At 47.3% G+C, this 25,759-nt stretch carries 14 protein-coding genes; 11 read left to right on the forward strand and 3 right to left on the reverse strand.

Features of this window, described 5'->3' with window-relative positions; all coding sequences use genetic code 11:
• The first annotated feature begins 142 nt into the window (after positions 1-142).
• Genes MTN95_RS09930 through MTN95_RS09955 form a run of 6 tightly spaced genes read left to right on the forward strand, consistent with a single transcriptional unit; the run spans position 143 to position 12,140 of the window.
• Positions 143-928: a 2,3-dihydro-2,3-dihydroxybenzoate dehydrogenase gene (locus MTN95_RS09930; RefSeq protein ID WP_095714062.1), complete on the forward strand. Its 786-nt coding sequence runs from the start codon at positions 143-145 to the stop codon at positions 926-928.
• A 25-nt stretch (positions 929-953) separates the two neighbouring features.
• On the forward strand, positions 954-2,150 hold the full coding sequence (gene dhbC / locus MTN95_RS09935) for an isochorismate synthase DhbC (RefSeq protein ID WP_202852989.1): 1,197 nt from the start codon (positions 954-956) through the stop codon (positions 2,148-2,150).
• Between the two features lie 28 nt (positions 2,151-2,178).
• Positions 2,179-3,798, forward strand: coding sequence for a (2,3-dihydroxybenzoyl)adenylate synthase (locus MTN95_RS09940; RefSeq protein ID WP_105991638.1), 1,620 nt, complete (start codon positions 2,179-2,181; stop codon positions 3,796-3,798).
• A 25-nt stretch (positions 3,799-3,823) separates the two neighbouring features.
• The gene (locus MTN95_RS09945) at positions 3,824-4,759 is read left to right on the forward strand and encodes an isochorismatase (protein ID WP_105955489.1); all 936 of its coding nucleotides are present in this window, start codon (positions 3,824-3,826) and stop codon (positions 4,757-4,759) included.
• Between the two features lie 18 nt (positions 4,760-4,777).
• Positions 4,778-11,917 carry an amino acid adenylation domain-containing protein gene (locus MTN95_RS09950; RefSeq protein ID WP_248338016.1) on the forward strand — a complete coding sequence of 2,380 codons (7,140 nt, stop codon included), beginning with the start codon at positions 4,778-4,780 and terminating at the stop codon, positions 11,915-11,917.
• A 13-nt stretch (positions 11,918-11,930) separates the two neighbouring features.
• Entirely contained in the window at positions 11,931-12,140 is a 210-nt protein-coding gene (locus tag MTN95_RS09955; protein WP_248338018.1) for an MbtH family protein, read from the forward strand.
• 52 nt (positions 12,141-12,192) lie between these two features.
• Here MTN95_RS09955 and MTN95_RS09960 read toward each other — a convergent pair whose 3' ends face one another.
• The 3 genes from MTN95_RS09960 to MTN95_RS09970 all read right to left on the reverse strand — a co-directional run bounded on the left by MTN95_RS09960 (position 12,193) and on the right by MTN95_RS09970 (position 15,445).
• Positions 12,193-12,870, reverse strand: coding sequence for a YukJ family protein (locus MTN95_RS09960; protein WP_010331713.1), 678 nt, complete (start codon positions 12,868-12,870; stop codon positions 12,193-12,195).
• Positions 12,871-12,983: 113 nt separating this feature from the next.
• Positions 12,984-14,120, reverse strand: coding sequence for an alanine dehydrogenase (gene ald, locus MTN95_RS09965; RefSeq protein WP_248338020.1), 1,137 nt, complete (start codon positions 14,118-14,120; stop codon positions 12,984-12,986).
• A 101-nt stretch (positions 14,121-14,221) separates the two neighbouring features.
• Positions 14,222-15,445 (reverse strand): sporulation transcriptional activator AdeR, encoded by a 1,224-nt coding sequence (locus MTN95_RS09970; protein WP_227598905.1) that lies wholly within the window; start codon positions 15,443-15,445, stop codon positions 14,222-14,224.
• A gap of 516 nt (positions 15,446-15,961) precedes the next feature.
• On the opposite strand from MTN95_RS09970, the gene MTN95_RS09975 reads away from it, so the two are divergent.
• From MTN95_RS09975 to esaA, 5 genes are all read left to right on the forward strand, one after another.
• The gene (locus MTN95_RS09975) at positions 15,962-16,255 is read left to right on the forward strand and encodes a WXG100 family type VII secretion target (protein WP_003220661.1); all 294 of its coding nucleotides are present in this window, start codon (positions 15,962-15,964) and stop codon (positions 16,253-16,255) included.
• Positions 16,256-16,324: 69 nt separating this feature from the next.
• Positions 16,325-16,564, forward strand: a complete 240-nt coding sequence (yukD, locus tag MTN95_RS09980) for an ESX secretion system protein YukD (RefSeq protein WP_010331710.1) — start codon at positions 16,325-16,327, stop codon at positions 16,562-16,564.
• Positions 16,565-16,578: 14 nt separating this feature from the next.
• Positions 16,579-17,934: a type VII secretion protein EssB gene (gene essB, locus MTN95_RS09985; RefSeq protein ID WP_248338022.1), complete on the forward strand. Its 1,356-nt coding sequence runs from the start codon at positions 16,579-16,581 to the stop codon at positions 17,932-17,934.
• Between the two features lie 60 nt (positions 17,935-17,994).
• Positions 17,995-22,482 (forward strand): type VII secretion protein EssC, encoded by a 4,488-nt coding sequence (gene essC / locus MTN95_RS09990; protein WP_248338024.1) that lies wholly within the window; start codon positions 17,995-17,997, stop codon positions 22,480-22,482.
• On the forward strand, positions 22,479-25,742 hold the full coding sequence (gene esaA / locus MTN95_RS09995) for a type VII secretion protein EsaA (protein ID WP_248338028.1): 3,264 nt from the start codon (positions 22,479-22,481) through the stop codon (positions 25,740-25,742). Before essC ends, esaA begins: the two co-directional genes overlap by 4 nt.
• Positions 25,743-25,759: the final 17 nt, after the last annotated feature.

Genomic DNA, 25,759 nt, shown 5'->3' on the forward strand with positions numbered 1-25,759 from the left:
GTCGGATGACATAAGGATATGATTATTTTTATAATTGATAATGATAATCATTATCAACTGATTGCGATTAATGGTAAGGTGAAGCAGTCTTTTTCGCAAAATGTCATTTTTGGCGTTACAAGCGAAGAAAGGAAATGATGAAATGAATGTAAGAGGTATAGAAGGCAAGATCGCATTGATTACAGGGGCTGCCCAAGGAATAGGTGAAGCTGTTGCGCGGACGCTTGCCGGTCAGGGGGCGCACATTGCTGCGGTTGATTACAATCCAGAAAAGCTCGAAAAAGTCGTGAACAGCCTCAAAGCTGAGGGGTGTCATGCCGAAGCCTTTCCGGCGGATGTGAGAGACAGTGCGGCGATTGACGATATCACGGCTCGAATCGAACGTGACATGGGCCCGATTGACATATTGGTGAACGTAGCGGGTGTGCTTCGGCCAGGGCTGATTCATTCTCTCAGTGATGAGGAATGGGAGGCCACTTTCTCAGTGAATTCGACTGGTGTTTTTAACGCGTCGCGCTCAGTCAGCAAATATATGATGAACCGCAGATCCGGTTCGATTGTAACAGTAGGATCAAATGCAGCCGGTGTGCCAAGGACATCTATGGCGGCATACGCCTCATCAAAGGCAGCGGCCGTGATGTTTACAAAGTGCCTTGGCCTTGAGCTTGCAGAATACAACATTCGCTGCAATATTGTTTCTCCCGGGTCAACGGAAACAGACATGCAGTGGTCCTTATGGGCTGATGAAAATGGAGCAGAACAAGTCATCAAAGGATCGCTTGATACATTTAAAACGGGAATTCCGCTCAAAAAACTGGCCCAGCCTTCGGATATTGCGGATGCCGTGCTCTTTTTGGTTTCTGAGCAGGCAGGCCATATTACGATGCATAATTTATGTGTAGATGGCGGCGCGACCTTAGGCGTATAACGTAACTCAAAGGAGGTTTATGAAGATGTTGGAACAAAACGTTATATCTGAAACAAAGGCGGAGCATTTGCTTCGTGATTATCAGCCGGGCACTTTTTTCCTGGCTTCCCCTCACCGTGTGCTGCTTGGAAAAGGAATAAGTGAAACCGTGCCGGATGCAGACGGCCAAAACCAATTAGAAACCTTACCCGGCCGCATTGCTGAGGCGCTTAACAAAGCAAAGCAATCGGGGCAAAGCCGTCCGGTTGTTGTGGGAGCTGTTCCATTTGATCATTTGAAATCGCCCCGGCTCGTCGTTCCGGAGGAGGTACGGTGGTCGGGACCGCTTCAATTCGATCATGCCAACATCGAACAGCAGCGGGAACATACATATCAAATACAGCCTGTACCTGCACCGGAGGACTATAAAAAAGGTGTAGAACAAGGATTGGCAAGCATTGCTGACGGCACACTCAGCAAAATTGTCCTGTCCAGATCGCTGCATCTGACATCATCTGAAGCGATACAAACGGGAGAACTGCTTCACCATCTGGCGCGGCATAATACACACGGTTATACTTTTGCAGCCGATGTATCCGGCCAAGATGATTCATCTTCCCATCGGACACTACTCGGAGCAAGTCCGGAGCTTCTCGTTTCGAGAATGGGAACTCAGGTGGTATCCAATCCGTTAGCGGGCTCTAGACCTCGCAGTGATGATCCTGTTGAGGACCAGCGCCGGGCCGATGAATTGCTTTCCTCCGCAAAGGATCTTCATGAGCATGCTGTTGTGGCTGATGCGGTTGCCGCCGGGCTGCGGCCTTTTTGCCGGACGCTGGACGTTCCGGAAAAGCCTTCGCTGATCCAAACTGAGACGATGTGGCATTTGTCCAGTGTCATTAAAGGAGAGCTTTCTGATCCGACTGTAACCGCGCTGGAACTAGCCGCCGCGCTTCATCCTACGCCGGCAGTCTGCGGAACACCGACTGACCTTGCAAGAGAAGCCATCCGGGAAATTGAACCTTTTGACCGCGGTTTCTTCACCGGCATGGTAGGCTGGTGTGACGATGCAGGCGATGGCGAATGGATCGTTACGATTCGCTGTGCAGAGGCTGAAGAACGTTCACTTCGTCTTTTTGCAGGTGCCGGTGTTGTAGCCGGATCAAAAGCAGAGGACGAGCTCCAGGAGACATCCGCAAAGTTTCGGACAATGCTTCGGGCAATGGGTGTCAATCACATATGATCAGAAATAAATGCAGGAGGGAAACAGCATGCTGAATGGATTTACGCCTTGGCCCAAGGAGTTTGCGGAAAAGTACCGGGAGAACGGGTGCTGGGCCGGTGAGACTTTTGGAGACATGTTAAGAGACAGGGCTGCCAAACATGGCGATCGTATCGCGATTACATGCGGGGACACCCATTGGAGCTATCAAGAGCTTGACACAAGGGCTGACTCTCTGGCAGCCGGATTGCAGAAGCTCGGTATTAAACAAATGGATCGTGTAGTGGTGCAGCTGCCGAATATCGCGGAGTTTTTCGAAGTCATCTTTGCGCTTTTTCGGCTGGGAGCGCTCCCGGTCTTTGCACTGCCCTCTCATCGAAGCAGTGAGATTACATATTTTTGCGAGTTTGCTGAAGCGGAGGCTTATATCATCCCCGATTCTTATTCGGGATTTGACTACCGCACACTTGCCAGACAGGTTCAAAGCAAGCTGCCGTCCTTGAAACACATCATTGTCGCAGGTGAGGCGGAGGAATTCCAGCCGCTTGAGGCATTGCATACAGAACCTGGCGAGCTGCCTGAAGTAAAATCTTCGGATGTGGCGTTTCTCCAGCTTTCTGGCGGAAGCACCGGCTTATCGAAACTGATACCGCGAACTCACGATGATTATATATACAGCCTGCGGATGAGTGCGGAGGTTTGCTGGCTTGATCACAGCACTGTGTACTTGGCCGCATTGCCGATGGCGCACAATTACCCGCTGAGCTCACCCGGGGTGCTAGGCGTATTATACGCTGGAGGAAAAGTGGTTTTATCTCCTTCTCCGAGTCCGGACGACTCGTTCCCTTTGATTGAACGGGAACAGGTGACAATAACAGCTCTTGTCCCGCCGCTTGCAATGGTATGGATGGACGCTGCTGCCTCACGAGATGACGATTTATCAAGCCTTCAAGTGCTGCAGGTAGGCGGCGCGAAATTCAGCGCTGAAGCCGCGCGCAAAGTGAAATCTGTATTCGGCTGCACCTTGCAGCAGGTCTTCGGAATGGCAGAAGGACTCGTTAATTATACAAGGCTTGATGACCCGGAGGAAGTTATTGTTAATACCCAAGGTAAGCCGATGTCTTCTTACGATGAAATACGTGTGTGGGATGACCAGGACCGTGACGTGAAACCTGGTGAAACTGGGCACCTGCTGACACGGGGACCGTATACGATCCGGGGATACTATAAGGCTGATGAGCACAATGCGGCTTCGTTTACCGAGGACGGCTTTTACCGCACTGGCGATCTAGTGAGACTGACACCCGACGGTTATGTTGTCGTGGAAGGACGGGCAAAGGATCAAATCAACCGCGGCGGAGAAAAAGTGGCGGCTGAAGAGGTTGAAAATCATCTTCTGGCGCATCCGGCTGTGCATGATGCGGCAATGGTCTCAATGCCTGACCAATTTCTTGGTGAAAGATCATGTGTTTTCATTATTCCCCGGGATCAAGCGCCGAAAGCCGCAGAGCTCAAAGCTTTTCTAAGAGAACGCGGGCTTGCAGCATATAAAATTCCAGACCGGATCGAATTTGTTGAGTCCTTCCCGCAGACAGGGGTAGGAAAGGTAAGCAAAAAGGCGCTTCGCGAAGCGATCGCCGAAAAACTTCTTGCAGGTTCGAAAAAATAGAAACGATTTGAAAGGGAGTGTTCAAATGGCTATTCCTGCCATTCAGCCGTATCAAATGCCGACAGCGTCTGATATGCCAGCAAACAAAGTATCATGGGTGCCTGATCCAAATCGGGCAGTCTTCTTAATACACGATATGCAGAACTATTTTGTCGACGCGTTTACAGCAGGAGCGTCTCCGGTAACAGAGCTTTCAGCAAATATACGCAAGCTGAAGGATCAATGTGTTCAGCTCGGAATACCTGTTGTCTACACAGCGCAGCCCGGCAGTCAAAATCCGGAGGACCGGGCGTTGCTGACTGATTTTTGGGGACCTGGATTAAGCAGCGGTCCTTACGAGGAAAAAATTGTGGCCGAGCTTGCACCGGAAGACAATGATCTCGTATTGACAAAATGGAGATACAGCGCATTTAAGAGAACGAATCTGCTTGAGATCATGCGTGAACAGGGGCGCGATCAGCTGATCATCTCCGGGATTTATGCTCATATTGGCTGTCTCGTTACAGCATGTGAAGCGTTTATGGAGGATATCGAAGCATTTTTTGTTGCTGATGCAGTTGCGGACTTTTCTCGGGACAAGCATAAAATGGCGCTTGATTATGCGGCTGGGCGCTGTGCGTTTACGCTGATGACCGACAGCTTGCTTGATCAGCTGAAACATACGCCTTCTGCGGCTCAAAAGCCATCAGAAAAAGCTGAAAAACATGTATTTACCTGCGAGAGTATCCGAACACAAATTGCTGAGCTTCTTCAAGAATCGCCTGATGATATTGCAGATAACGAAGACTTACTGAATAGGGGACTTGATTCTGTAAGGATCATGACATTAGTTGAACAATGGCGCCGTGAAGGAGCCGAGGTGACATTCGTCGAACTGGCTGAACGGCCGACAATAGAAGAATGGCAGAAATTGCTTTCAATCCGCATTGAGAGAGTGCTGCCAAACGCGGACTATTTATAAAAGGAGGTAAAAAAACGGATGCCTGATACAAAAGATCTTCAATATTCTTTAACCGGAGCGCAAACCGGTATTTGGTTTGCTCAGCAGCTTGATCCGGATAATCCAATCTACAATACAGCCGAATATATAGAAATCAACGGCCCAATCGACATTTCTCTTTTCGAAGAAGCTTTACGGCACGTGATAAAAGAAGCGGAATCACTTCATGTCCGCTTTGGTGAAGATATGGACGGGCCTTGGCAGATGATGAATCCATCACCGGATGTACAGCTCCAAGTCATTGACGTCAGCTCTGAGCCTGATCCGGAAAAGACAGCTTTACACTGGATGAAAGCTGATTTGGCAAAGCCGGTCGATTTACAGCATGACCCATTGTTCCGCGAAGCTTTGTTTAAAGCCGGGCCACAGCGTTTCTTTTGGTATCAGCGCATTCACCATATTGCGATCGACGGCTTTGGGTTTTCTCTGATCGCCCAGCGGGCTGCACATGCTTATACTGCACTTGCAGGAGGGCGGTCCGCTGATGATCGTTCCTTCGGCTCTTTGCAGGATATTTTGGAGGAGGACGCAGCGTACCGCGCGTCTGAAACATATGAAGAGGATCGGCAATTCTGGCTGAATCGTTTTGCGGACAGGCCTAAAGTTGTCAGTTTAGCAGAACGGGCGCCGCGAACCTCAAAAAGCTTTCTGCGTGAGACTGCTTATTTGCCGCCATCAGATGTAAACGCGCTGAAAGAGGCGGCGCGCTATTACGCCGGAAGCTGGCATGAAGTCGTGATTGCGGTATCAGCTGCTTATGTGCACCGTATGACCGGCTCTGAGGATGTTGTGCTCGGACTGCCTATGATGGGACGGATGGGATCGGCATCCTTGAATGTTCCGGCTATGGTGATGAATCTTCTCCCGCTGAGGCTGTCTGTGAGTCCTTCGATGAGCTTTTCTGAGCTTGTGCTGCAAATTTCCCGGGAAATCCGCAGTATCCGGCAGCATCATAAATACCGCCATGAGGAACTGAGGCGGGACCTGAAACTAATAGGAGAAAATCATAGATTATTTGGCCCGCAAATTAATCTTATGCCTTTTGATTACGGTCTCGACTTTGCCGGAGCCCGGGGGACGACGCACAATCTGTCAGCCGGTCCTGTGGATGATTTGTCGATAAATGTCTATGACAGAACAGACGGAAGCGGGCTGCGAATTGATGTGGATGCCAATCCTGAAGTATACAGCGAGTCAGAAATAAAGGTGCATCAGCAGCGGATCTTACAGCTTTTACAAACGGCGTCAGCCGGTGAGGACATGCTGATTGGGCAAATGGAATTTCTTTTGCCTGCAGAAAAAACACGGGTCATAAGCGAATGGAATGAGACAGCAAAATCCGAGCGGCTGCTCAGCCTTCCGGATATGTTTCAGGAGCAGGCTGACCGTTCCCCTGAACGTATCGCCCTGATTTGCAATCACAGTCAATTAAGCTATCAAGAGCTGAATGAACAAGCAAACCGCCTCGCGCATCTTTTGATAGAAAAGGGGCTTGGGCCGGAGCAGTTTGTCGCCTTGGCCCTGCCGCGGTCTTCCGAAATGGTAGCTGCAATGCTCGCCGTACTAAAGACTGGTGCTGCTTATCTTCCGCTTGATCCTGAGTTTCCTGCTGACAGAATTTCATACATGCTAAAGGATGCAAAGCCATCATGCATTATAACGACTGAGGAAATTGCAGACAGTCTGCCTGACGATCTAACGGCACCGCAGCTTGTGCTGGATCTGCCTGTGACAAAAGAGATTGTGAAGCGTTATTCTGCCGACAACCCAAATGTACATGTATCTCTTGCCCATCCAGCGTATATCATCTATACATCAGGATCAACAGGAAGGCCAAAGGGTGTTGTTGTTACGCTGAAAAGTTTAAGTAATTTTCTGCTGTCTATGCAGGAGACATTTTCTCTTAATGAACAAGACAGGCTGCTGGCTGTGACGACTGTCGCTTTTGATATTTCTGCTTTAGAATTATTCCTCCCGCTTATCAGCGGAGCGAGTATTGTTGTTGCTCAAAAAGATACAATCCGTGAGCCGCAGGCATTAGCCGAAATGATTGAATATTTTGATATAACAATTATGCAGGCAACGCCGACCCTGTGGCATGCGTTGGTCACAAACGAACCTGAGAAACTTCGGGAGCTCAGGGTGCTTGTCGGGGGAGAGGCGCTTCCGAGCGGGCTTTTAGAGGCCTTGCAGGCGCTTGATTGTCCAGTGACTAATTTATACGGTCCTACTGAAACAACCATTTGGTCTGCGGCAGCTTTTCTCGAAAAAGGAGTACAGGGTGTGCCTCCGATCGGAAAGCCGATTTGGAATACGCAGGTATATGTGCTCGATAATAGTTTGCAGCCCGTTCCGCCAGGCATTGTGGGAGAGCTCTATATTGCGGGAACCGGATTGGCCCGCGGATATTTAGGGCGCCCTGATTTAACGGCGGAGCGCTTTGTTGCTGATCCGTACGGACCGCCGGGCACACGGATGTACCGAACCGGAGATCAGGCCCGCTGGCGTGCGGATGGGTCTCTGGATTACATCGGGCGGGCCGATCATCAAATCAAGATTCGCGGTTTCCGCATTGAGCTTGGAGAAATTGATGCCGTGCTTGCTAAACATCCGCAAATGAAACAGGCTGCGGTTGTCGTTCGAGAGGACCAGCCGGGAGATAAACGATTGGTGGCGTATCTGGTCGTTTCTTCAGCTCTAGATATTGCTGAGCTTCGCCGTTATGTCGGTGCCAGCCTGCCTGATTATATGGTGCCTGCGGCATTTGTGGAGATCGATGAACTGCCATTAACACCTAACGGCAAGCTTGACCGGAAAGCATTGCCGGCACCTGATTTTGGGGCGTCTGTCACTGATCGGGGACCGCGAACGCCTCAAGAAGAGATACTGTGTGATCTGTTTGCGGAGGTTCTAGGTCTTGCACGCGTAGGCATCGATGACAGTTTCTTCGAGCTGGGCGGCCATTCTCTCCTTGCTGCCCGTTTGATGAGCCGTATTCGTGAGACGATGGGAGCTGAGCTGGGCATCGCCAAGCTCTTTGACGAACCGACAGTTGCCGGACTTGCTGCACATCTTGATCAGGCGCAGAGTGTCCGTCCCGCTTTGCAAAGAGCGGAACGTCCCGAGAACATTCCGCTTTCTTTTGCACAGCGCCGGCTATGGTTCCTCCATTGTCTGGAAGGGCCAAGTCCTACATATAATATCCCGGTTGCCGTCCGTCTTTCAGGTGAACTGAACCAAGAAGCGCTTCAAGCGGCCCTATATGATCTCATCAGCCGCCATGAAAGCCTTCGGACCATTTTCCCTGAATCACAGGGGACATCTTATCAGCGCATTTTGGACGCCGATCAAGCCCGTCCTGATTTATATGTTACCGAAATGAAGAAAGAGGAGCTTTCTGAGAGGCTTGCCGATGCTGCTCGCTACAGCTTTGACCTTGCAGCTGAGCCTGCTTTCAGGGCCGAGCTTTTTGTTATCGGTCCCGACGAGTACGTGCTGCTGCTGCTCGTGCACCATATTGTCGGAGACGGATGGTCATTGACTCCTCTGACTCGTGATCTGGCTGCTGCTTATACTGCCCGCTGTCACGGGAGAGCTCCCGAATGGACACCGCTTGCTGTGCAGTATGCGGATTATGCGCTCTGGCAGCAAAGTCTGCTCGGAAGCGAGCATGATCCAGACAGTTTGATTGCCGGTCAGCTTGCTTTCTGGAAAGAAAGACTGAAAGATTTGCCCGATCAGCTCGAGCTGCCAACCGATTATTCACGGCCTGCTGAGCCGAGTCATCAAGGAGATACAATCCATTTCCATATAGACTCAGAGCTTCACAGCCGATTGCTGGAGCTGGCCCGTGCCAATAGAGTAAGTCTGTTTATGGTGCTACAATCAGGACTTGCCGCCTTGCTGACAAGGCTCGGAGCTGGTACTGATATTCCGATTGGAAGCCCGATTGCGGGGCGGAATGACGATGCGCTTAGTGATCTTGTGGGACTGTTTATCAATACATTGGTGCTCAGAACAGACACCTCTGGTGATCCGAGTTTCCGTGAGCTTCTTGACAGAGTGCGGGAAGTGAATCTGGCAGCATATGAAAATCAGGATCTGCCGTTTGAAAGACTTGTAGAGGTGCTCAATCCTGCTCGCTCCCGGGCGACGCATCCATTATTCCAAGTCATGCTCGCGTTCCAGAACACACCTGACGCAGAGCTGAGCCTGCCTGGTACAGAAAGCAGCCTGCGCATTCACAGCGTAGGATCTGCCAAATTTGATTTAACATTAGAAATCAGTGAAAGCCGTCTTGATGACGGGACACCAAATGGACTGGAAGGCCTGCTTGAGTACAGCACCGATCTATTTAAACGGGAAACTGTTCAAGCTCTTGCTGATCGCCTTCTGCGGCTGCTTGAGGCTGCCGAGGCTGATCCTGATCAGGAAATCGGAAGACTGGATATTCTTGCACAAGAGGAACGCAGCATCACGGTAACGGATTGGCAAAGTGTTTCTGAAAAGATTCCGCAAGCGTGTCTTCCGGAGCTGTTTGAGAAACAAGCTGCGCTGAGCCCTGATTCCATTGCTGTCGTTTATGAAGATCAGGCGATGAGCTATATGGAGCTGAATGAAAGGGCGAACCGGCTTGCCAGGCTGCTGATCAGCAAAGGCGTCGGACCGGAGCAATTTGTGGCATTAGCTTTGCCTCGCTCATTGGATATGACTGTTAGCCTGTTAGCGGTACTAAAAGCGGGAGCTGCATACCTGCCGCTTGATCCGGACTATCCGGCTGACCGCATCGCTTTTATGCTGAGCGATGCGCGGCCTGCATTTATCATCACGAGCTCACAGGCGGAAAATCAAATCCCGCATGCAGAAAATGTGCAGAACATTGTGCTCGATGATCCGGAATTACGCGAGAAACTAAAAACATACAGCCCTTTGAATCCGGATAATACGGACAGGAATCGCCCGCTGTCACCTTTCAGCACGGCTTATGTTATTTATACATCCGGTTCAACAGGCGTTCCAAAAGGCGTCATGATTCCTCACCAAAATGTGACGAGGTTATTTGGAGCGACCGATCACTGGTTCCATTTCGGTTCAGACGACGTGTGGACAATGTTCCATTCCTACGCGTTTGACTTTTCTGTTTGGGAGATTTGGGGACCTTTGCTGCACGGCGGCCGCCTTGTTATCGTGCCTCATGACATCAGCAGATCTCCGGAAGCGTTTCTGCGTCTGCTGGTAAAAGAGGGTGTGACTGTTTTGAACCAGACACCATCAGCGTTCTATCAGTTTATGCAGGCGGAAAGGGAGCAGCCTGATCTCGGACAGGCGCTCAGCCTTCGATATGTTGTTTTTGGCGGAGAAGCGCTTGAACTCAGCCGTTTAGAGGATTGGTATCATCGCCACCCTGAACAGGCGCCGAAACTGATCAATATGTATGGTATTACTGAAACAACAGTGCATGTCAGCTATATCGAATTAGACCGGAATATTGCAGCTTTAAGAGCAAACAGCCTGATCGGCTGCGGAATTCCTGATCTTGGGGTGTATGTGCTGGATGAGCGTTTACAGCCGGTTCCGCCGGGTGTGGCTGGAGAACTGTATGTGTCAGGCGCCGGATTGGCCCGAGGCTATTTAGGACGGCCCGGTTTAACGGCGGAACGCTTCATCGCTGACCCGTTCGGGCCTCCGGGCACACGGATGTACCGCACGGGAGATGTAGCCCGCAGGCGTGCTGACGGTTCTCTGGATTATGTCGGCCGTGCCGATCATCAAGTGAAAATCCGGGGCTTCCGGATTGAACTGGGAGAAATTGAAGCTGCGCTTGTTCAGCATTCACAGCTTGAAGATGCGGCAGTGATCGTTCGTGAGGACCAGCCGGGAGATAAACGTTTGGCCGCTTATGTCATACCTTCCTCGGAAGAAACGTTTGATACGGCGGAACTGCGCAGGTATGCTGCTGAGAGACTGCCAGATTACATGGTGCCTTCAGCCTTTGTGACGATGAAAGAATTGCCGCTGACGCCGAATGGAAAGCTTGACCGTAAAGCGCTGCCTGCTCCAGATTTTGCTGCAGCGGTGACAGGTCGCGGGCCGAGAACCCCGCAAGAAGAAATCCTTTGTGACTTGTTTATGGAAGTGCTTCATTTGCCGCGTGTCGGTATTGATGACCGTTTCTTTGATTTGGGCGGACATTCCCTGCTCGCAGTTCAGCTGATGAGCCGCATACGTGAAGCGCTCGGGGTTGAACTCAGCATTGGCAATCTATTTGAAGCGCCGACTGTGGCAGGGCTTGCCGAAAGACTGGAGATGGGATCAAGCCAAAGCGCACTTGATGTTTTGCTGCCGCTCCGAACAAGCGGAGACCGGCTTCCGTTGTTTTGCGTACATCCGGCGGGCGGACTTAGCTGGTGTTATGCCGGACTGATGACATCTTTAGGAACGGATTATCCCATCTATGGACTGCAAGCGCGGGGAATTGGACAGCAGGAGGCGCTTCCGAAAACACTCGATGACATGGCTGCCGACTATATAGAACAGATTCGGACGATCCAGCCGAAAGGGCCGTACCATTTGCTTGGCTGGTCCCTAGGCGGAAATGTCGTTCAAGCAATGGCAACACAGCTGCAAAAGCAAGGGGAAGACGTTTCTCTATTGGTGATGCTGGACGCCTACCCAAACCACTTCCTTCCTATAAAAGAGGCACCGGATGATGAGGAAGCGCTTATTGCCCTCCTCGCGTTAGGCGGGTACGACCCAGACAGCTTAGGAGACAAACCGCTTGATTTTGAAACAGCCATTGAGATTCTGCGGCGAGACGGAAGCGCACTTGCCAGTCTGGACGAATCGGTCATTTTGAATCTAAAGAATACGTACGTCAATTCTGTCGGCATTTTAGGCTCATATGCACCGAAAACCTTCCGTGGAAATGTTCTGTTTTTCAGATCAACTATCATTCCTGAATGGTTTGACCCGATTGAACCTGATTCTTGGAAGCCTTATATTGACGGACAAATTGAACAAATCGACATTGACTGCCGCCATAAAGATCTCTGTCAGCCGGAACCGCTCGCAGTCATCGGCCGGGTTCTGGCGGCTAAATTGGAAGAAATGAATCAATAAAGGAGGAAAAGCAATGACAAATCCTTTTGAAAATGCGGATGGCATATACCTTGTTCTCATCAATGAAGAGGGCCAATATTCCTTGTGGCCCGGCTTTATCGATGTGCCGAGCGGCTGGACAGTCGTTCATGAACAAAAAGGGCGTGAGGCTTGTCTGGACTACATCCAATCACATTGGAGCGATATGAGGCCGAACAGCCTAAAGCCTGTCGAAAATGTCTAAATATATTGAGGGTAAAAAAAAGAGACTGCAGCAGGCAGTCTCTTTTTCTATCTTACGCAGACGTTTGGGTATGATCGCAATCTCTGACGGGGTTCCCGTTTTCATCCGTACACCATGACTGGGATAAAAACGCCAAAAACACGGCCGCCCACTGATCGGCAAATTGAATCAGAATACCTCCGTCATGCCAAGAGCCGTTGTCTTTTTTCCAGCGGGTATCCAGCGCATTGCCTTGATTCATGTGGATATTGTGCATACCGTTTGTCGGGGTAAAGCCGAATATTTTATCTGCCGCCTGTTCAGGTCCAAATTTTGATCCAAATATATAAACCGGCGCTTTCTCTTCTTTCGCTTTCTTCATATACGTTTCAATAAAGTCATTTAAATCATTATCAGGCCCCGTGATTTCATGAGGCAAAGGCTTCATTTCCCGTGAATCAAAAAGATTGCCCCGCACGTAATCCAGGGCTACTTCACGATTTTCGTCATTGATCTTCGTATATCCATACGGCATGTTCGGAAGAATGGTAATTGAGCTCGAATCAAACTGATCATCAGCTAAATACAATACTTCTGATTCCTCGGAACTGGACATGACATTGATGGCGCACCTGTAATACGTATTCTCTTCACCGAGCATCTTCACTTGGAAATGAGGACTGTCATCATCTGTTTCCCGCTTCATATCTAAGACAACGCCTTTTAACACGCCATATTGCTGAACAGCCATATGAATCCTCCTTTATGATCAAGTTCTTCGTTTTAATTCGAGAAATCATTTCCTTTTTCCTTTTTAAAAGATAAAAAAAGCCTGCAGAAATTTTTCTGCAAGCTCCATATGAATTAAGCGCCCGCCACAGATGATTCATCCTGTAAGGCTTTCTCGGCAGGGACATATTCGTATCCTAAATCTTTGGCAACCGCCTCATAGGTCACGTGGCCGTTTGCTGTGTTTAATCCCGCTCTTAGTGCCGCATTGTCCGCGAGTGCTTGTGCTGCCCCTTTGTTTGCGATTTGCAGCGCGTATGGAACCGTGACGTTCGTTAAAGCAATTGTTGATGTGCGGGGCACAGCGCCCGGCATGTTCGCAACAGCATAGTGAACGACGCCGTGTTTTTCATATGTCGGCTGATCGTGTGTCGTAATGTGATCGACAGTTTCGACGATGCCGCCTTGGTCAATTGCAACGTCCACAATCACTGAACCAGGCTTCATTTGTTTCACCATTTCCTCTGTGACAAGCGTCGGAGCTTTAGCACCAGGGATTAACACGGCGCAAATGAGAAGGTCCGCTTCGGCTACCGAGTCGGCGATATTGACCGGGTTAGAAATTAACGTTTTAATTTGATGGCCGAATATATCATCAAGCTGACGCAGGCGATCCGCGTTTAAGTCGATGATTGTCACATCTGCACCCAGGCCGACAGCCATTTTCGCCGCGTTGGTTCCGACTACACCCCCACCGATAATGGTTACCTTTCCGCGGGCAACGCCAGGCACTCCGGCAAGGAGGATTCCTTTTCCGCCTTTAGGTTTCTCTAGGAACTGAGCTCCGATTTGCGCTGCCATTCTGCCTGCCACCTCGGACATCGGGGTAAGCAGCGGCAATGTCCGTCCCTCACTTACCGTTTCATATGCGATCGCTGTGACGCCTTTATCCTTCAGTGCCTGTGCAAGCTCCGGTTCAGCCGCTAAGTGGAGGTAAGTAAACAGTACAAGCCCTTTCCGGAAGTATGCATATTCTTCCGGAAGCGGCTCTTTGACCTTCATGACCATTTCAGCGTCCCATACCTGTTTCGGATCAGCAATGATTTCCGCTCCTGCTGACTCATAAGCTTCATTTTCAAAGCCGCTTCCAAGGCCTGCGCCTGATTCAACCAGCACGCGGTGACCGTTTGAAACGAGCTGTGAAACGCCCCCAGGCGTCAATGCGACACGGTTTTCATTGTTTTTTATCTCTTTAGGAACCCCAATGATCATATCTATTTCCTCCCGTATATGTGATATGTTTAGTGTAGCTTGATTTTTTGGAAAATTCTTTGTTTGAAAAAGAAAATAAAAAAACAAGGGTTTGTGAAATTTCACAAACCCTTGTTTCGAAGTTTGATATCCAAATATATAGTAAACTTTTGATTCACATTTTTTAAATCGATCTCAGCGATCTGGCTGATTCGCTTCAGCCGGTAATTCAATGTATTAACGTGAATATTCAAGATCTTAGAGGCGGTATTCACATTGCTGTCGGCTTCAATAAAACGTTCGAGCGTTTCGACCATATTGGACTGGTGATCCCGGTCGTACTGCTCGAGTTTTGAAAGGGAGTAATTGAAATATCCCGTGTGCTTCCGTTTCTCATCTAACACGTCCAAGTATTGATAGATGCCTAATTCTGAAAAACTGAAAAGATGCTTGGTTTCTTCAGCAAACCGTTCCTTTGCTTTTAATACGGACAATGCTTCCTGATATGAACGGCAGACAAACGAAATGGAGTTGTATATTCCGCCAATTGCAATAGAAGCATCCTCTATTTTATAACGTTCCCTCAGCTGCCTTTGCGTGCTGAAAGCGAACTGTTTTAAATCTTGAAAAGGACGATCCGTTTTTGGCGCGGTTAAAATGATAAGTTCATTGGAATCAACGGTCGTCAGCAGAGCATGAACCTGCTGGGTCGTTTCCTGCAGATAATGAAGCTGCTGTTCTGTTTTTTCGGTCAGCTCGCCGTTTACCCGGATGATCATCACGGAAAATTCAGAGGGAACGACCATTCCAAGCTTGTTAAACCCATCCGTCATGTCCTGTTCTTGATAGATGTGTCCGGTCAGCATTTTCCAGAAAAATTCTTGGCTGCGCTCCTCATTTTTCGTTTTTCGGATTTGGAGCTTAAGCAGCTTGTTTCTGACTGCATTAGCCGCCATTTTTAATGTCAGCAGATCATCATCCGACAGTGTTTTTTGAATTTCAAGCGCCCAAATAAACCCCAGCACCTGGTTGTTCTTCCAAATCGAAATCGCGACGCGGTTGCTTAGTCCGACTTCGTCAATTTCCTTCACTCTGATCGGCTGGTCCGTTTTTAGCAGTGCGGGAATCGTCCCGTCTTTCCACAATTTATTAATAACCTTCTCTGGCACTCTTCTGCCAATGATCGTAGACGTCCGTGCAGGATCAGTACAATCGCTGTGGGTGCTGTAGGCTAGCAGTTTGTGGTTCACATCTTCAATGGTGATCGGACATTGCAGCACTTCACTGATATGGTCAGCCACATCTTCCAGTCTGTCAAAACTGTATTTAAACGGATCCTTTGGCATGGTCATCATTATCCCTACTTTTCCATCCTTTTATTCTTTGCTCTCTTTGACATCAAATCGTCTTGCTTTTATTATGATTGTTCTTGTTTGTGAAAATCAACAACAAAGAATGACAGTATAATAGAAGTGAATAAAGTCAAAAAACACTTTTTAAATATAATGAGAGACATGTTCTGCTTGGGCCAGGAACTGACTGATGAATATTTCTGAAAAACTGAACCTTTCAGAGATGGTGCTGTAGCATCAAATTTTCTGAAAGGTTTTTTTTGGGAGTTAGAGAATCATTTGGGTCTTTTGGATTATTCGAAGAAGGCGGAGTGGATTGAGAAAATAAACCTACTTGTTTAACAAAATATGTAATTTTTAAGAGGCGAGAGGTAAACCATTGGACTCATTTTGTAAAATTAAAACATATTTGTTTGACTGTACCGAAAAACTGTTTTTATAATAATTACGTTCTAAAAATAAGTGAATTAGCCCATATTTAGGCTGATGGCACAGGAGGTAATGAGGAATATGGCAGGATTAATTCGTGTCACACCCGAAGAGCTAAGAGCGATGGCGAAGCAATATGGCGTTGAAAGCCAAGAAGTATTAAATCAGGTTGATCGTTTAAACCGAATGATCTCTGATTTAAAAAGCATGTGGGAAGGTGCTTCTAGCGAAGCGTTCGCAGATCAATACGAGCAGCTCAAACCTTCATTTATCAAAATGTCAGATTTGCTTCAAGATGTAAACCAGCAGCTTGATCAAACAGCAAATACTCTTGAGTCTACTGACCAAGACATCGCAAATCAAATCCGCGGATAACAGTATGAAAGGGAAGGAGCGCCTGATTCACCAGAAGACGGCGCTCTTTCTATGTAAGGGTGAATGAACATGTATATTGATATTACGATAGATTTGAAACATTATAACGGAAGTGTCTTTGATCTCAGATTGTCAGATTACCACCCGGTGAAAAAAGTGATTGACATCGCTTGGCAGGCCCAAAGCGTTTCCATACCTCCGCGCGAAGGGCACTGGATCAGAGTGGTCAATAAGGATACGGTGTTTTCCGGAGAATGCAAGCTATCTGATTGCGGCATTACAAGCGGAGACCGGCTTGAAATATTATGAAAGGATCTGGTTGAATGTCAGGTGAACAAACATCATATTTAGAAAACCAATTAGAAGCTGTTTCTCAGAAAACGGAAGACGGCTATACATTTACCTTTCAACGGGAAAAAATAAAGCTTCTGGACGGTCTCGAAGCGAACGTGATCAAGGATGTAAATCCATCTTTTCATAAAGAGATCGATGTGACGGAAGACGAAGTGATCATCACAATCCAACCTCCTCCCTCCTATAAAGAATTTCGCTTAATAAAAGCTAAAGATAAAAAAAGCAAATGGCAGTTTGCCTATCAGCTTGTTCAGGCTGTACAGCAGCACAAGTTATCAAGGCTGCATTTGATTGTGGCCCCGGAAAACATTGTATTCGATAAAGGACTGACCCCATATTTTCTTCATTACGGCGTAAAAGAAAGCATTCCGCCTTACGAGCATGATGAGGAAAGAGTCTGGCAGGAGCTGAAAGCCGCAGCGGCTTTGGCAGTCGACGGCGCTTTTGCATTTGAGGACTATTTGAAATTCAATGAAACGCTGACATTCTCTCCGGAGGCAAAAGCGATATTGGACGCGAAGTCCTATGATGAACTGCTCGAGCTGATTCAGACACATATCGATGAGCTCGAAGCCAAAGCAAAAACATACATACATATCCCGAAAAAGAAATGGAACATCCAAAGATATATCGGCCTGGGACTCATTGTGTTGCTTGTGCCGGCTCTGATTTATTCGATGTATGCCTTATTTTTCGCGCAGCCGAAGCATCAGGCGATTGTGGAAAGCAACCGCGCTTTCTTGAACAAGCAGTACAGCGGGGTCATCAACACGCTGGCTAAATATGATGCGGAAAGCCTGCCTGAATCAGTGCAGTATCAGCTTGCAATGTCTTATGTTGAGGTTGAAAAATTAGGCGACACTCAAAAGAAACAAATTGAAAATAATCTGGTTACGCTGCAATCAGATCCACAGCACTTTCTTTATTGGATAGACATAGGGAGAGGCGAGAATAAAGAAGCCATTAGTATCGGAAGAAAGCTGGAGTATAACCCGTACATAGGGCTGGGGCTGATCCGATATAAGGCTGAGATCTTAGCAGATGACAGTATGAAAGATGATGAAAAGCAAAAAGAATTGGATACGGTACAAAGCGAGATCGACCAAATTACCAAACAAATGAAAGAACAAAAAGAAGAAGCGATAACAGACACGGCAGAAACTGATACAGCCAGCCAAGCCGCTGAAGAACAATCAGATAAAGAAAAGCAGCAAGCTGAAGAGAAAGCGGCAGAGGAAAAAGCCGCAGCCGAGGAAAAAGCGAAAAAAGAAGAACAAGAGAAAAAAGAGAAAGAAAAGAAAGATGAGAAAAAAGATGACAAATAAAGTGAAACATGAAGTTCAGGTCATCGCACGCCGTATTTCGGCCGTTAGGGGGTTCGCCATTTGAGTCTATTATGGGTTTTCTATCAGCAAAACGTCCAAAAACTAAAACTGTCTGATCTCCCGGCGTCCCAGCCGGTGACCATAGGGCCTGATGTGAAGGATTCCATTACGATCGGCACCATTCCGTTTGAGAACGGGGTAATTTCTCTTCAAAGGAAGGAATCCGGCGGCCAGTACGATGTTTTCCTGGGAAATGATTGCCTGGGCAGTCTTGAAACTGATACATCATTTTCTCTTCAAACGGATCAGCAGGATATACGTCTGTTTTTAATTGCCGGAAAACCTGAAAAATCCGTTTATTTTACAGGAAACAGAGACGAAATGACATGTTCCTCAGAAAAGACAGATGCAGATATCTATCTGAACCCGAATGATTTTGCTTTTGCGGAGCAAAGCACATTTTCATTACTGCATATCGGCGAGAAATGGTCGATTCTCTCAAAAAGCGGGAATGTGTTCTTGAACGGAGAGAAGGTAATAGGTGCTGCGCCGCTCAAGCCGGGGGATGAAATATTCTGGAACTTTACGCAAATGAGAGTAACTGAACAAGATCTCTTAGAAATCGTTCATTACACACCGCTTGAAACAGTGTTAACCAAAACCGTCAAACCAAGCACAGAAATGCAGAAGAAATATCCGCAGTACAGAAGAACGCCGCGGATGGTGTACGATTTGCCAGATGACCGTGTGTCCTTCAGTTTTCCCTCTCAGGAGAGCGATCAAACCAATAGAGGGCTGTGGCTCGTCATCCTGCCTCCGCTTGTGATGCTGATCGTGATGGGCGTTGTCGCCATCATCCAGCCGCGAGGCATATTTATACTCGTTTCTCTGGCGATGTTTATGATGACCCTTATTACCTCGACCGTTCAATATTTCCGGGATAAAAACCAGCGGAAAAAACGCGAGGAAAAGCGTGAGCGCGTGTATAAGCTTTACTTAGATAATAAGAGAAAAGAGCTTCAGGCGCTTGCTGAAAAGCAAAAGCAGGTTCTTGACTTTCATTTTCCTTCTTTTGAACAAATGAAGTACTTAACAAGTGAAATCAGTGACCGAATTTGGGAAAAATCGCTCGAAAGCAAGGATTATCTCCAGGTTCGGCTCGGGACCGGAACAGTTCCTGCAAGCTATGAAATCAATATGAGCGGCGGAGACTTGGCGAACCGTGATATTGATGACCTTATGGAGAAATCGCAGCACATGCAGCGTGTCTATAAGGACATTCGCAATGCGCCGGTTACGGTCGATTTGGCGGAGGGGCCGATGGGCCTTGTCGGGAAATCGCAGATTGTTAAGAATGAGATTCACCAGCTGATCGGCCAGCTTTCGTTTTTCAACAGCTATCACGATTTGCGCTTCGTCTTTATTTTTCATGAAGAGGAGTATAAAGACTGGGAGTGGATGAAGTGGCTTCCGCAATTTCAGATGCCACATATTTATGCGAAAGGCTTTATTTATAATGAACAAACGCGTGACCAGCTCCTGTCTTCACTTTATGAATTGATCAGAGAGCGCGATCTCGAAGATGACAAAGAAAAACTGCAGTTTAAACCGCATTTTGTATTTGTCATTACGAATCAGCAGCTGATTTCAGAGCACGTCATTCTTGAATATTTAGAAGGGCAGCATGAGCAGCTGGGCATCTCTACAATTGTCGCCGCGGAAACAAAGGAAAGTTTATCAGAAAACATTACGACCCTTGTCCGCTATATCAACGAAAATGAAGGCGACATTTTAATACAAAAGAAAAAAGCAGTAAGAATTCCGTTCCGGCTCGATCATCATCAGCGCGAGGACAACGAACGGTTTTCACGCACGCTTCGCACGCTGAATCACCAGGTGGGCATTACGAACTCCATTCCGGAAATGGTCTCGTTCCTGGAGCTTTTCCATGCGAAGGAAGTAAAAGAAATCGGAATCCAGCAAAGGTGGCTGACGAGTGAATCGTCAAAGTCGCTGTCGGTGCCGATCGGCTATAAAGGGAAGGATGACATTGTGCATCTGAACCTTCACGAAAAAGCCCACGGGCCGCACGGTTTGCTTGCGGGGACGACAGGTTCGGGGAAAAGTGAATTTCTCCAGACCTACATCTTGTCACTTGCGGTGCATTTTCACCCGCATGAAGCGGCTTTCTTATTAATTGACTATAAAGGCGGAGGAATGGCGCAGCCGTTCCGCAATATTCCCCACCTGCTCGGCACGATCACCAATATTGAAGGCAGCCAAAACTTCAGTATGCGTGCGCTCGCTTCGATTAAAAGCGAGCTGAAAAAAAGGCAGCGTCTGTTTGATCAATATCAAGTCAATCACATCAATGACTATACAAAGCTGTACAAGCAGGGGAAAGCAGAAGTAGCAATGCCGCACTTATTCTTAATTTCAGATGAGTTTGCAGAGCTGAAAAGCGAAGAGCCCGACTTTATCAGAGAGCTTGTCAGTGCCGCACGTATCGGCCGAAGCCTTGGCGTACATTTGATTTTGGCGACACAGAAGCCGGGCGGTATCATCGACGACCAAATCTGGAGTAACTCGCGCTTTAAAGTAGCGCTTAAAGTTCAGGATGCCACCGATAGTAAAGAGATTTTGAAAAACAGCGATGCCGCGAACATCACGGTTACCGGACGCGGTTATTTGCAGGTCGGAAACAATGAAGTGTACGAGCTGTTCCAATCCGCCTGGAGCGGGGCCCCTTACTTAGAGGAAGTTTACGGAACAGAGGATGAAATCGCGATTGTCACGGATACCGGCCTGATACCGCTTTCTGAGGTCGACACGGAAGAAATGGCGAAAAAAGAGGTTCAGTCAGAAATCGAAGCAGTGGTTGACGAAATCGAACGCATTCAAGAGGAAATGGGAATCGAGAAGCTGCCGAGCCCTTGGCTGCCGCCGCTTGCGGAACGTATCCCGCGCACCCTTTTCCCATCAGAAGAAAAGGACCATTTCCACTTTGCCTATGTTGATGAACCTGATCTGCAAAGACAGGCGCCGATTGCTTATAAAATGATGGAAGACGGAAATATCGGCATTTTCGGCTCCTCAGGCTATGGAAAATCGATAGCAGCGGCAACATTCCTGATGAGTTTTGCAGACGTCTACACGCCTGAAGAGCTTCATGTCTATATCTTTGATTTCGGGAACGGAACGCTCCTGCCATTAGCGAAGCTGCCGCACACGGCGGATTACTTCCTGATGGATCAGTCGAGAAAAATTGAAAAGTTCATGATCCGGATCAAAGAGGAAATCGACCGCCGAAAACGTCTGTTCCGTGAAAAAGAAATCAGCCATATCAAAATGTACAATGCGCTGAGCGAAGAAGAGCTTCCATTCATTTTCATCACAATCGACAACTTTGATATCGTCAAGGATGAGATGCATGAGCTTGAATCGGAATTTGTCCAGCTTTCCAGAGACGGACAAAGCTTGGGGATTTACTTTATGCTGACGGCAACGCGCGTAAATGCTGTCCGCCAGTCGCTCTTGAACAACCTGAAAACAAAGGTTGTCCATTATCTGATGGATCAATCTGAGGGATATTCCATTTACGGACGGCCGAAGTTCAGCCTTGAGCCGATTCCGGGGCGCGTGATCATTCAAAAGGAAGAGCTTTATTTCGCCCAAATGTTCCTGCCTGTTGAAGCAGAGGATGATATCGGCATGTTCAACGAGCTGAAAGCAGAAGTGCAGGTTCTTCAGGATCGCTATGCTTCACTGCAGCAGCCGGCTCCGATTCCGATGCTGCCGGAAAGCCTGTCGACGAGAGAGTTTTCTCTCCGCTTCAATCTGGAACGCAAGCCTTTATCTGTGCCGATCGGGCTTCATGAAGAAAGCGTCAGCCCGGTGTACTTTGACTTGGCTAAGCACAAGCATTGCCTGATATTAGGGCAGACACAGCGAGGAAAAACAAACGTCTTAAAAGTGATGCTTGAGCATCTGCTTGATGATGAAACGGAAATGATCGGTTTGTTTGACTCGATCGACCGCGGTTTATCCAAATATGCCAAAGAAACAGATGTCGCATATATGGAAACAAAAGATGATATTGAACAGTGGATTGAAACAGCAGAAGACATTTTTAAAACAAGAGAAGCAATGTATGTAGAAGCCGTTCGCCAGGGAGACGCACAAAGCCTGCGATTCTCTCAAGTGGTTCTGATGATTGACGGAATTACGAGATTCCAGCAGACGATTGATACGAGAATTCAAGACCGCTTGGCGAACTTTATGAAATCTTACGCGCATCTTGGCTTCAGCTTTATTCCGGCAGGCAATCACAGTGAGTTCTCCAAAGGCTATGATTCCCTGACGACTGAGATGAAGCAAATCAGACACGCTATCCTGCTGATGAAAAAATCTGAACAAAATGTCATTCCTCTTCCGTACCAAAGACAGGAGCCGGAGATTCAGCCGGGCTTCGGATATGTTGTGGAAAACGGGAAGGAGCAAAAAGTTCAAATTCCTTTATGTTCTGCTGAAAGGGAGAGTGCTAGATGACAGAACAACGAAAAAACTTGATCAAGTTAATATCCGCCGTCATCATTATTTTGCTGCTGCCGGTTTTGTTTTTCCGGTTCATCGGGGAAGATCCGGCGAAAAAAGCAGCCAATTCCACGCGGCAAATCGCAGTGGTGAATGAAGACACAGGCGTATTGAGTGATGAGGTGAAAGCGGACGATGAGGATGATCAATCCGCCCAGTTCGGTAAGGAAGTAGCTGCCGTTCTGGGGGAACGTCCTGATTATTCTTGGACGGTCGTGAACCGAAGTGCAGCCGAAACAGGCCTGAAATCGAAAAAATACGATGCGATCGTCTACATTCCCTCAGATTTCTCAAAAAACATTTTGAGCTATGACAAAGAGCGTCCTCAAAAAGCCACGCTTGAGTTCAGCATTCAAGATAACCTGAATGCGGTCAACAAAGAAAAAGTGCAGCGTGAGCTTGAAGATGCCCAGAAAACAATGAACAAAAAAATGTCGGCCTTATATTGGAACTTTGTCTCACAAAAAGTGGACAATATCAGAGGAGAGTTTGACAAGATCGTCAATAAAGAATCTGAATTCCAAAATGTCATGTACAATTTCTATAAACCAAGCTCTAACGATTTGGCAGGTGAGATCAAACGCCAGAAAGACCTAATCGATGAGCTGAAGAAATCAATGAATGAAGCCCAAGGCACGACAAAAGAAAAAGCATCGACAGCGGAGGAAGCAAAAAACACGCTGAAAGACTTCGTTGATACAGTTGAACGATACAAAGAATATCAAGAAAATCAAAAAAAGCTGCTATTGGCAGCCCAGGATTCAACTCAGCAGCAAATCCAGACAGGATTGGATGCCATTTCAGCACAGCAAAAGGCCAATCAGTTCAGCGAGCAGATGAGCGGCCTGTCAACAGGGATCAGCCAAGTGAAAACACAGCTTGGGATTGCTGGTCTTGCGATGGATGATGCTAAAAAGGCAAGGCAGGATCAAGTGCCATTGCAAGAAATGGGTATGGCGAAAATCCAGAGTGATTTAATTAATAATTACTTGGTACAATATAAAGCAGCTTCTAAAGCTGCTGCATTAGAAAAAATTAAGTATTTGATGACTATTGATCGAAAGCCGTTGACTCAATCTGATGAAAATTTAGATGACGAAGATCTGAATGATCAGGAAGATGAAAAAATAGAAGATTTAGATATTGATTTAGATGAACAGCGTGAAGAACTGAAAAACATCGCCGCTGTTATTCAGGAGATTTCAGACAGTCTAAAAGAGCCTGAAAAAGAGGATCCGACACCAGAGAACCCGGGAACTGAAAAACCGGGAACTGATGAGCCGCCCACTGACAATCCGGAAAATCCAGATGACGGGGGCAGCACCAATCCCGATGATACACAGGGAGACACCGAGAACGATAGTAACAGCAGTGATACCGGTAATGACGGACAAACGGACGGCAATACCCAGGATCAAGACCAGCAACAGGAAACTGACGGTCAGGAGCAGAACGGCGAATCCTCTAATGGCGATTCGGATAGCGGACAAACCGAAACGGGCACATCTGCTGAACAGACTGCTTCAACTGACTCAGCCCTTCAATTGATCCAGCTGGCAAATGAAGACGGAACCGGAGATTCAGGAGGTACCGGAAGCGACGGCGGCACGACTCAGCCTGGAGACGAAGGTCAAACCGGAAACGATGAGGTTTCTGATATCGCAAAAGCGAAAGAACAGCTCAGCAAAGCGTCTGAGCGAATCAAGCAAATTGAAGAAAGGCTTAAAGAAAAACAAGACTCACATAATGAAAAAGTCACTAAACTAGTTGATAAACTGCAAGAAAAAATTGAAGAGTTAGACAAAAAAATTGTTCATTTGAATAAAATAGTTACTGCTAGAGAAGATGATTTTAAAACTATTTATGGAATTATAACACGTGCTGAAAATAACATATTAAAATCACCGTATCTTGAATATAACCAAAATATTAAAAACAGTTTAAGTGATTTGTTTTCTTTGCCTATCACAACGAAAAATGTATCTCAACTAATGAGCTACTATAATGATTTATCTTTATACGAAGCTACTCTTTATGATTCACTAGACCAAGGATCGTTATCCTGGGTAAAGAAAAACGTTTTAAATGAACAACAGGATAAAGTTTCTTCCGTACTGGCTCTCTCACCTGAAGAATCAGCAAGCTGGGAAGATCTCAAAAACAACACGATGCAAACCGATGAAGACATCGACAATTTCATCAATGGCATGACCGAGTTTGCAGACAACTACGGCAGCTATATCCGTGATTCTCAAGCCGGTGTTCTCGACGAACTGACGAAGATCTCTGAGAGTGCGTCAAAAGCGTCAGAACAGCTTGTAACGGGTGCAGCGCAGGAATCTGCAACGTTCAATAATGATGGGCTGTCAGGCACAATGGCACTGAGCGTGCAAGATACGGTCGGCCAGGAAGTGCTGCAAATGTCAGACATGATGGGCTCATTATCGGAACGCCAGTCAGGCATTATTGATTACACAACCAACATGCAGCAAAGCGTAAATGATGTACAAACGAAAGCTGACACATTAAATAACAACTGGGGTAAAAATGTTGCCTCCACGAAGCTTGTACGCAGTGACGTATACGGCATTCTGGGCAATACATTAGTAGATGGCCAAAACAACGGCTATGTATATGATTACTTGGCAAACCCGCTTAAAATCAGCGGTCAGGTTCCGGAAGAAAAAATTCAGACGGTGCCGCCGGTTGTCATCCTGGTTATTATTTTGATCAGCAGTCTGTTAATCGGATATTTCAGCTCGTATTATCAAAATGCGCCGCTGCTCGTCAAAGGAGCGCTTTTCGGAATTCTGAATATCCTTGTCGGCTTGATGATCAGCTTGTTCGGTTTGAATATTTATTCACTGCCGGACGATCAGACAATTAAGTGGTCTGTGTTTACGATTTTATTGCTGGTCGCAAGCTCTGCCTTTATCCGGGCGGCATTCCGGTTCGGGTCAATTCCTGGATGGGTTGCTTCAGCGGCAATGATTTTATTCTATGTTGCGCCGCTTATTGATTTAATTATGCCAAACTTCACATTTGAAGATCCGGTGTCGAAGGTATATATCGACATCCAGTACGGAACAGGGCATTTGTTTACAATGGGAATATCGGTTCTGCTGATCATTACGTTGATTGCAGCGGCTCTGCCGCTTGTCATTCGCTTGATAGCAGAAAAAACTGCGGAAAGCGATGAAACGTATGAAGCGTAATCGCAGCTTGGAAAAGG

Origin of the sequence: Bacillus sp. 2CMS4F (genome assembly GCF_023161785.1) — a bacterium.
GTDB lineage: Bacteria > Bacillota > Bacilli > Bacillales > Bacillaceae > Bacillus > Bacillus halotolerans.

What these genes read in the sequence shown, in the direction of transcription:
- MTN95_RS09970 (WP_227598905.1), bottom strand. Translation starts at nt 15,445, where the DNA reads ATGCCAAAGGATCCGTTTAAATACAGTTTTGACAGACTGGAAGATGTG.
- dhbC (WP_202852989.1), top strand. Translation starts at nt 954, where the DNA reads ATGTTGGAACAAAACGTTATATCTGAAACAAAGGCGGAGCATTTGCTT.
- MTN95_RS09955 (WP_248338018.1), top strand. Translation starts at nt 11,931, where the DNA reads ATGACAAATCCTTTTGAAAATGCGGATGGCATATACCTTGTTCTCATC.
- MTN95_RS09975 (WP_003220661.1), top strand. Translation starts at nt 15,962, where the DNA reads ATGGCAGGATTAATTCGTGTCACACCCGAAGAGCTAAGAGCGATGGCG.
- MTN95_RS09960 (WP_010331713.1), bottom strand. Translation starts at nt 12,870, where the DNA reads ATGGCTGTTCAGCAATATGGCGTGTTAAAAGGCGTTGTCTTAGATATG.
- MTN95_RS09945 (WP_105955489.1), top strand. Translation starts at nt 3,824, where the DNA reads ATGGCTATTCCTGCCATTCAGCCGTATCAAATGCCGACAGCGTCTGAT.
- esaA (WP_248338028.1), top strand. Translation starts at nt 22,479, where the DNA reads ATGACAGAACAACGAAAAAACTTGATCAAGTTAATATCCGCCGTCATC.
- ald (WP_248338020.1), bottom strand. Translation starts at nt 14,120, where the DNA reads ATGATCATTGGGGTTCCTAAAGAGATAAAAAACAATGAAAACCGTGTC.
- MTN95_RS09930 (WP_095714062.1), top strand. Translation starts at nt 143, where the DNA reads ATGAATGTAAGAGGTATAGAAGGCAAGATCGCATTGATTACAGGGGCT.
- MTN95_RS09940 (WP_105991638.1), top strand. Translation starts at nt 2,179, where the DNA reads ATGCTGAATGGATTTACGCCTTGGCCCAAGGAGTTTGCGGAAAAGTAC.
- yukD (WP_010331710.1), top strand. Translation starts at nt 16,325, where the DNA reads ATGTATATTGATATTACGATAGATTTGAAACATTATAACGGAAGTGTC.
- MTN95_RS09950 (WP_248338016.1), top strand. Translation starts at nt 4,778, where the DNA reads ATGCCTGATACAAAAGATCTTCAATATTCTTTAACCGGAGCGCAAACC.
- essB (WP_248338022.1), top strand. Translation starts at nt 16,579, where the DNA reads ATGTCAGGTGAACAAACATCATATTTAGAAAACCAATTAGAAGCTGTT.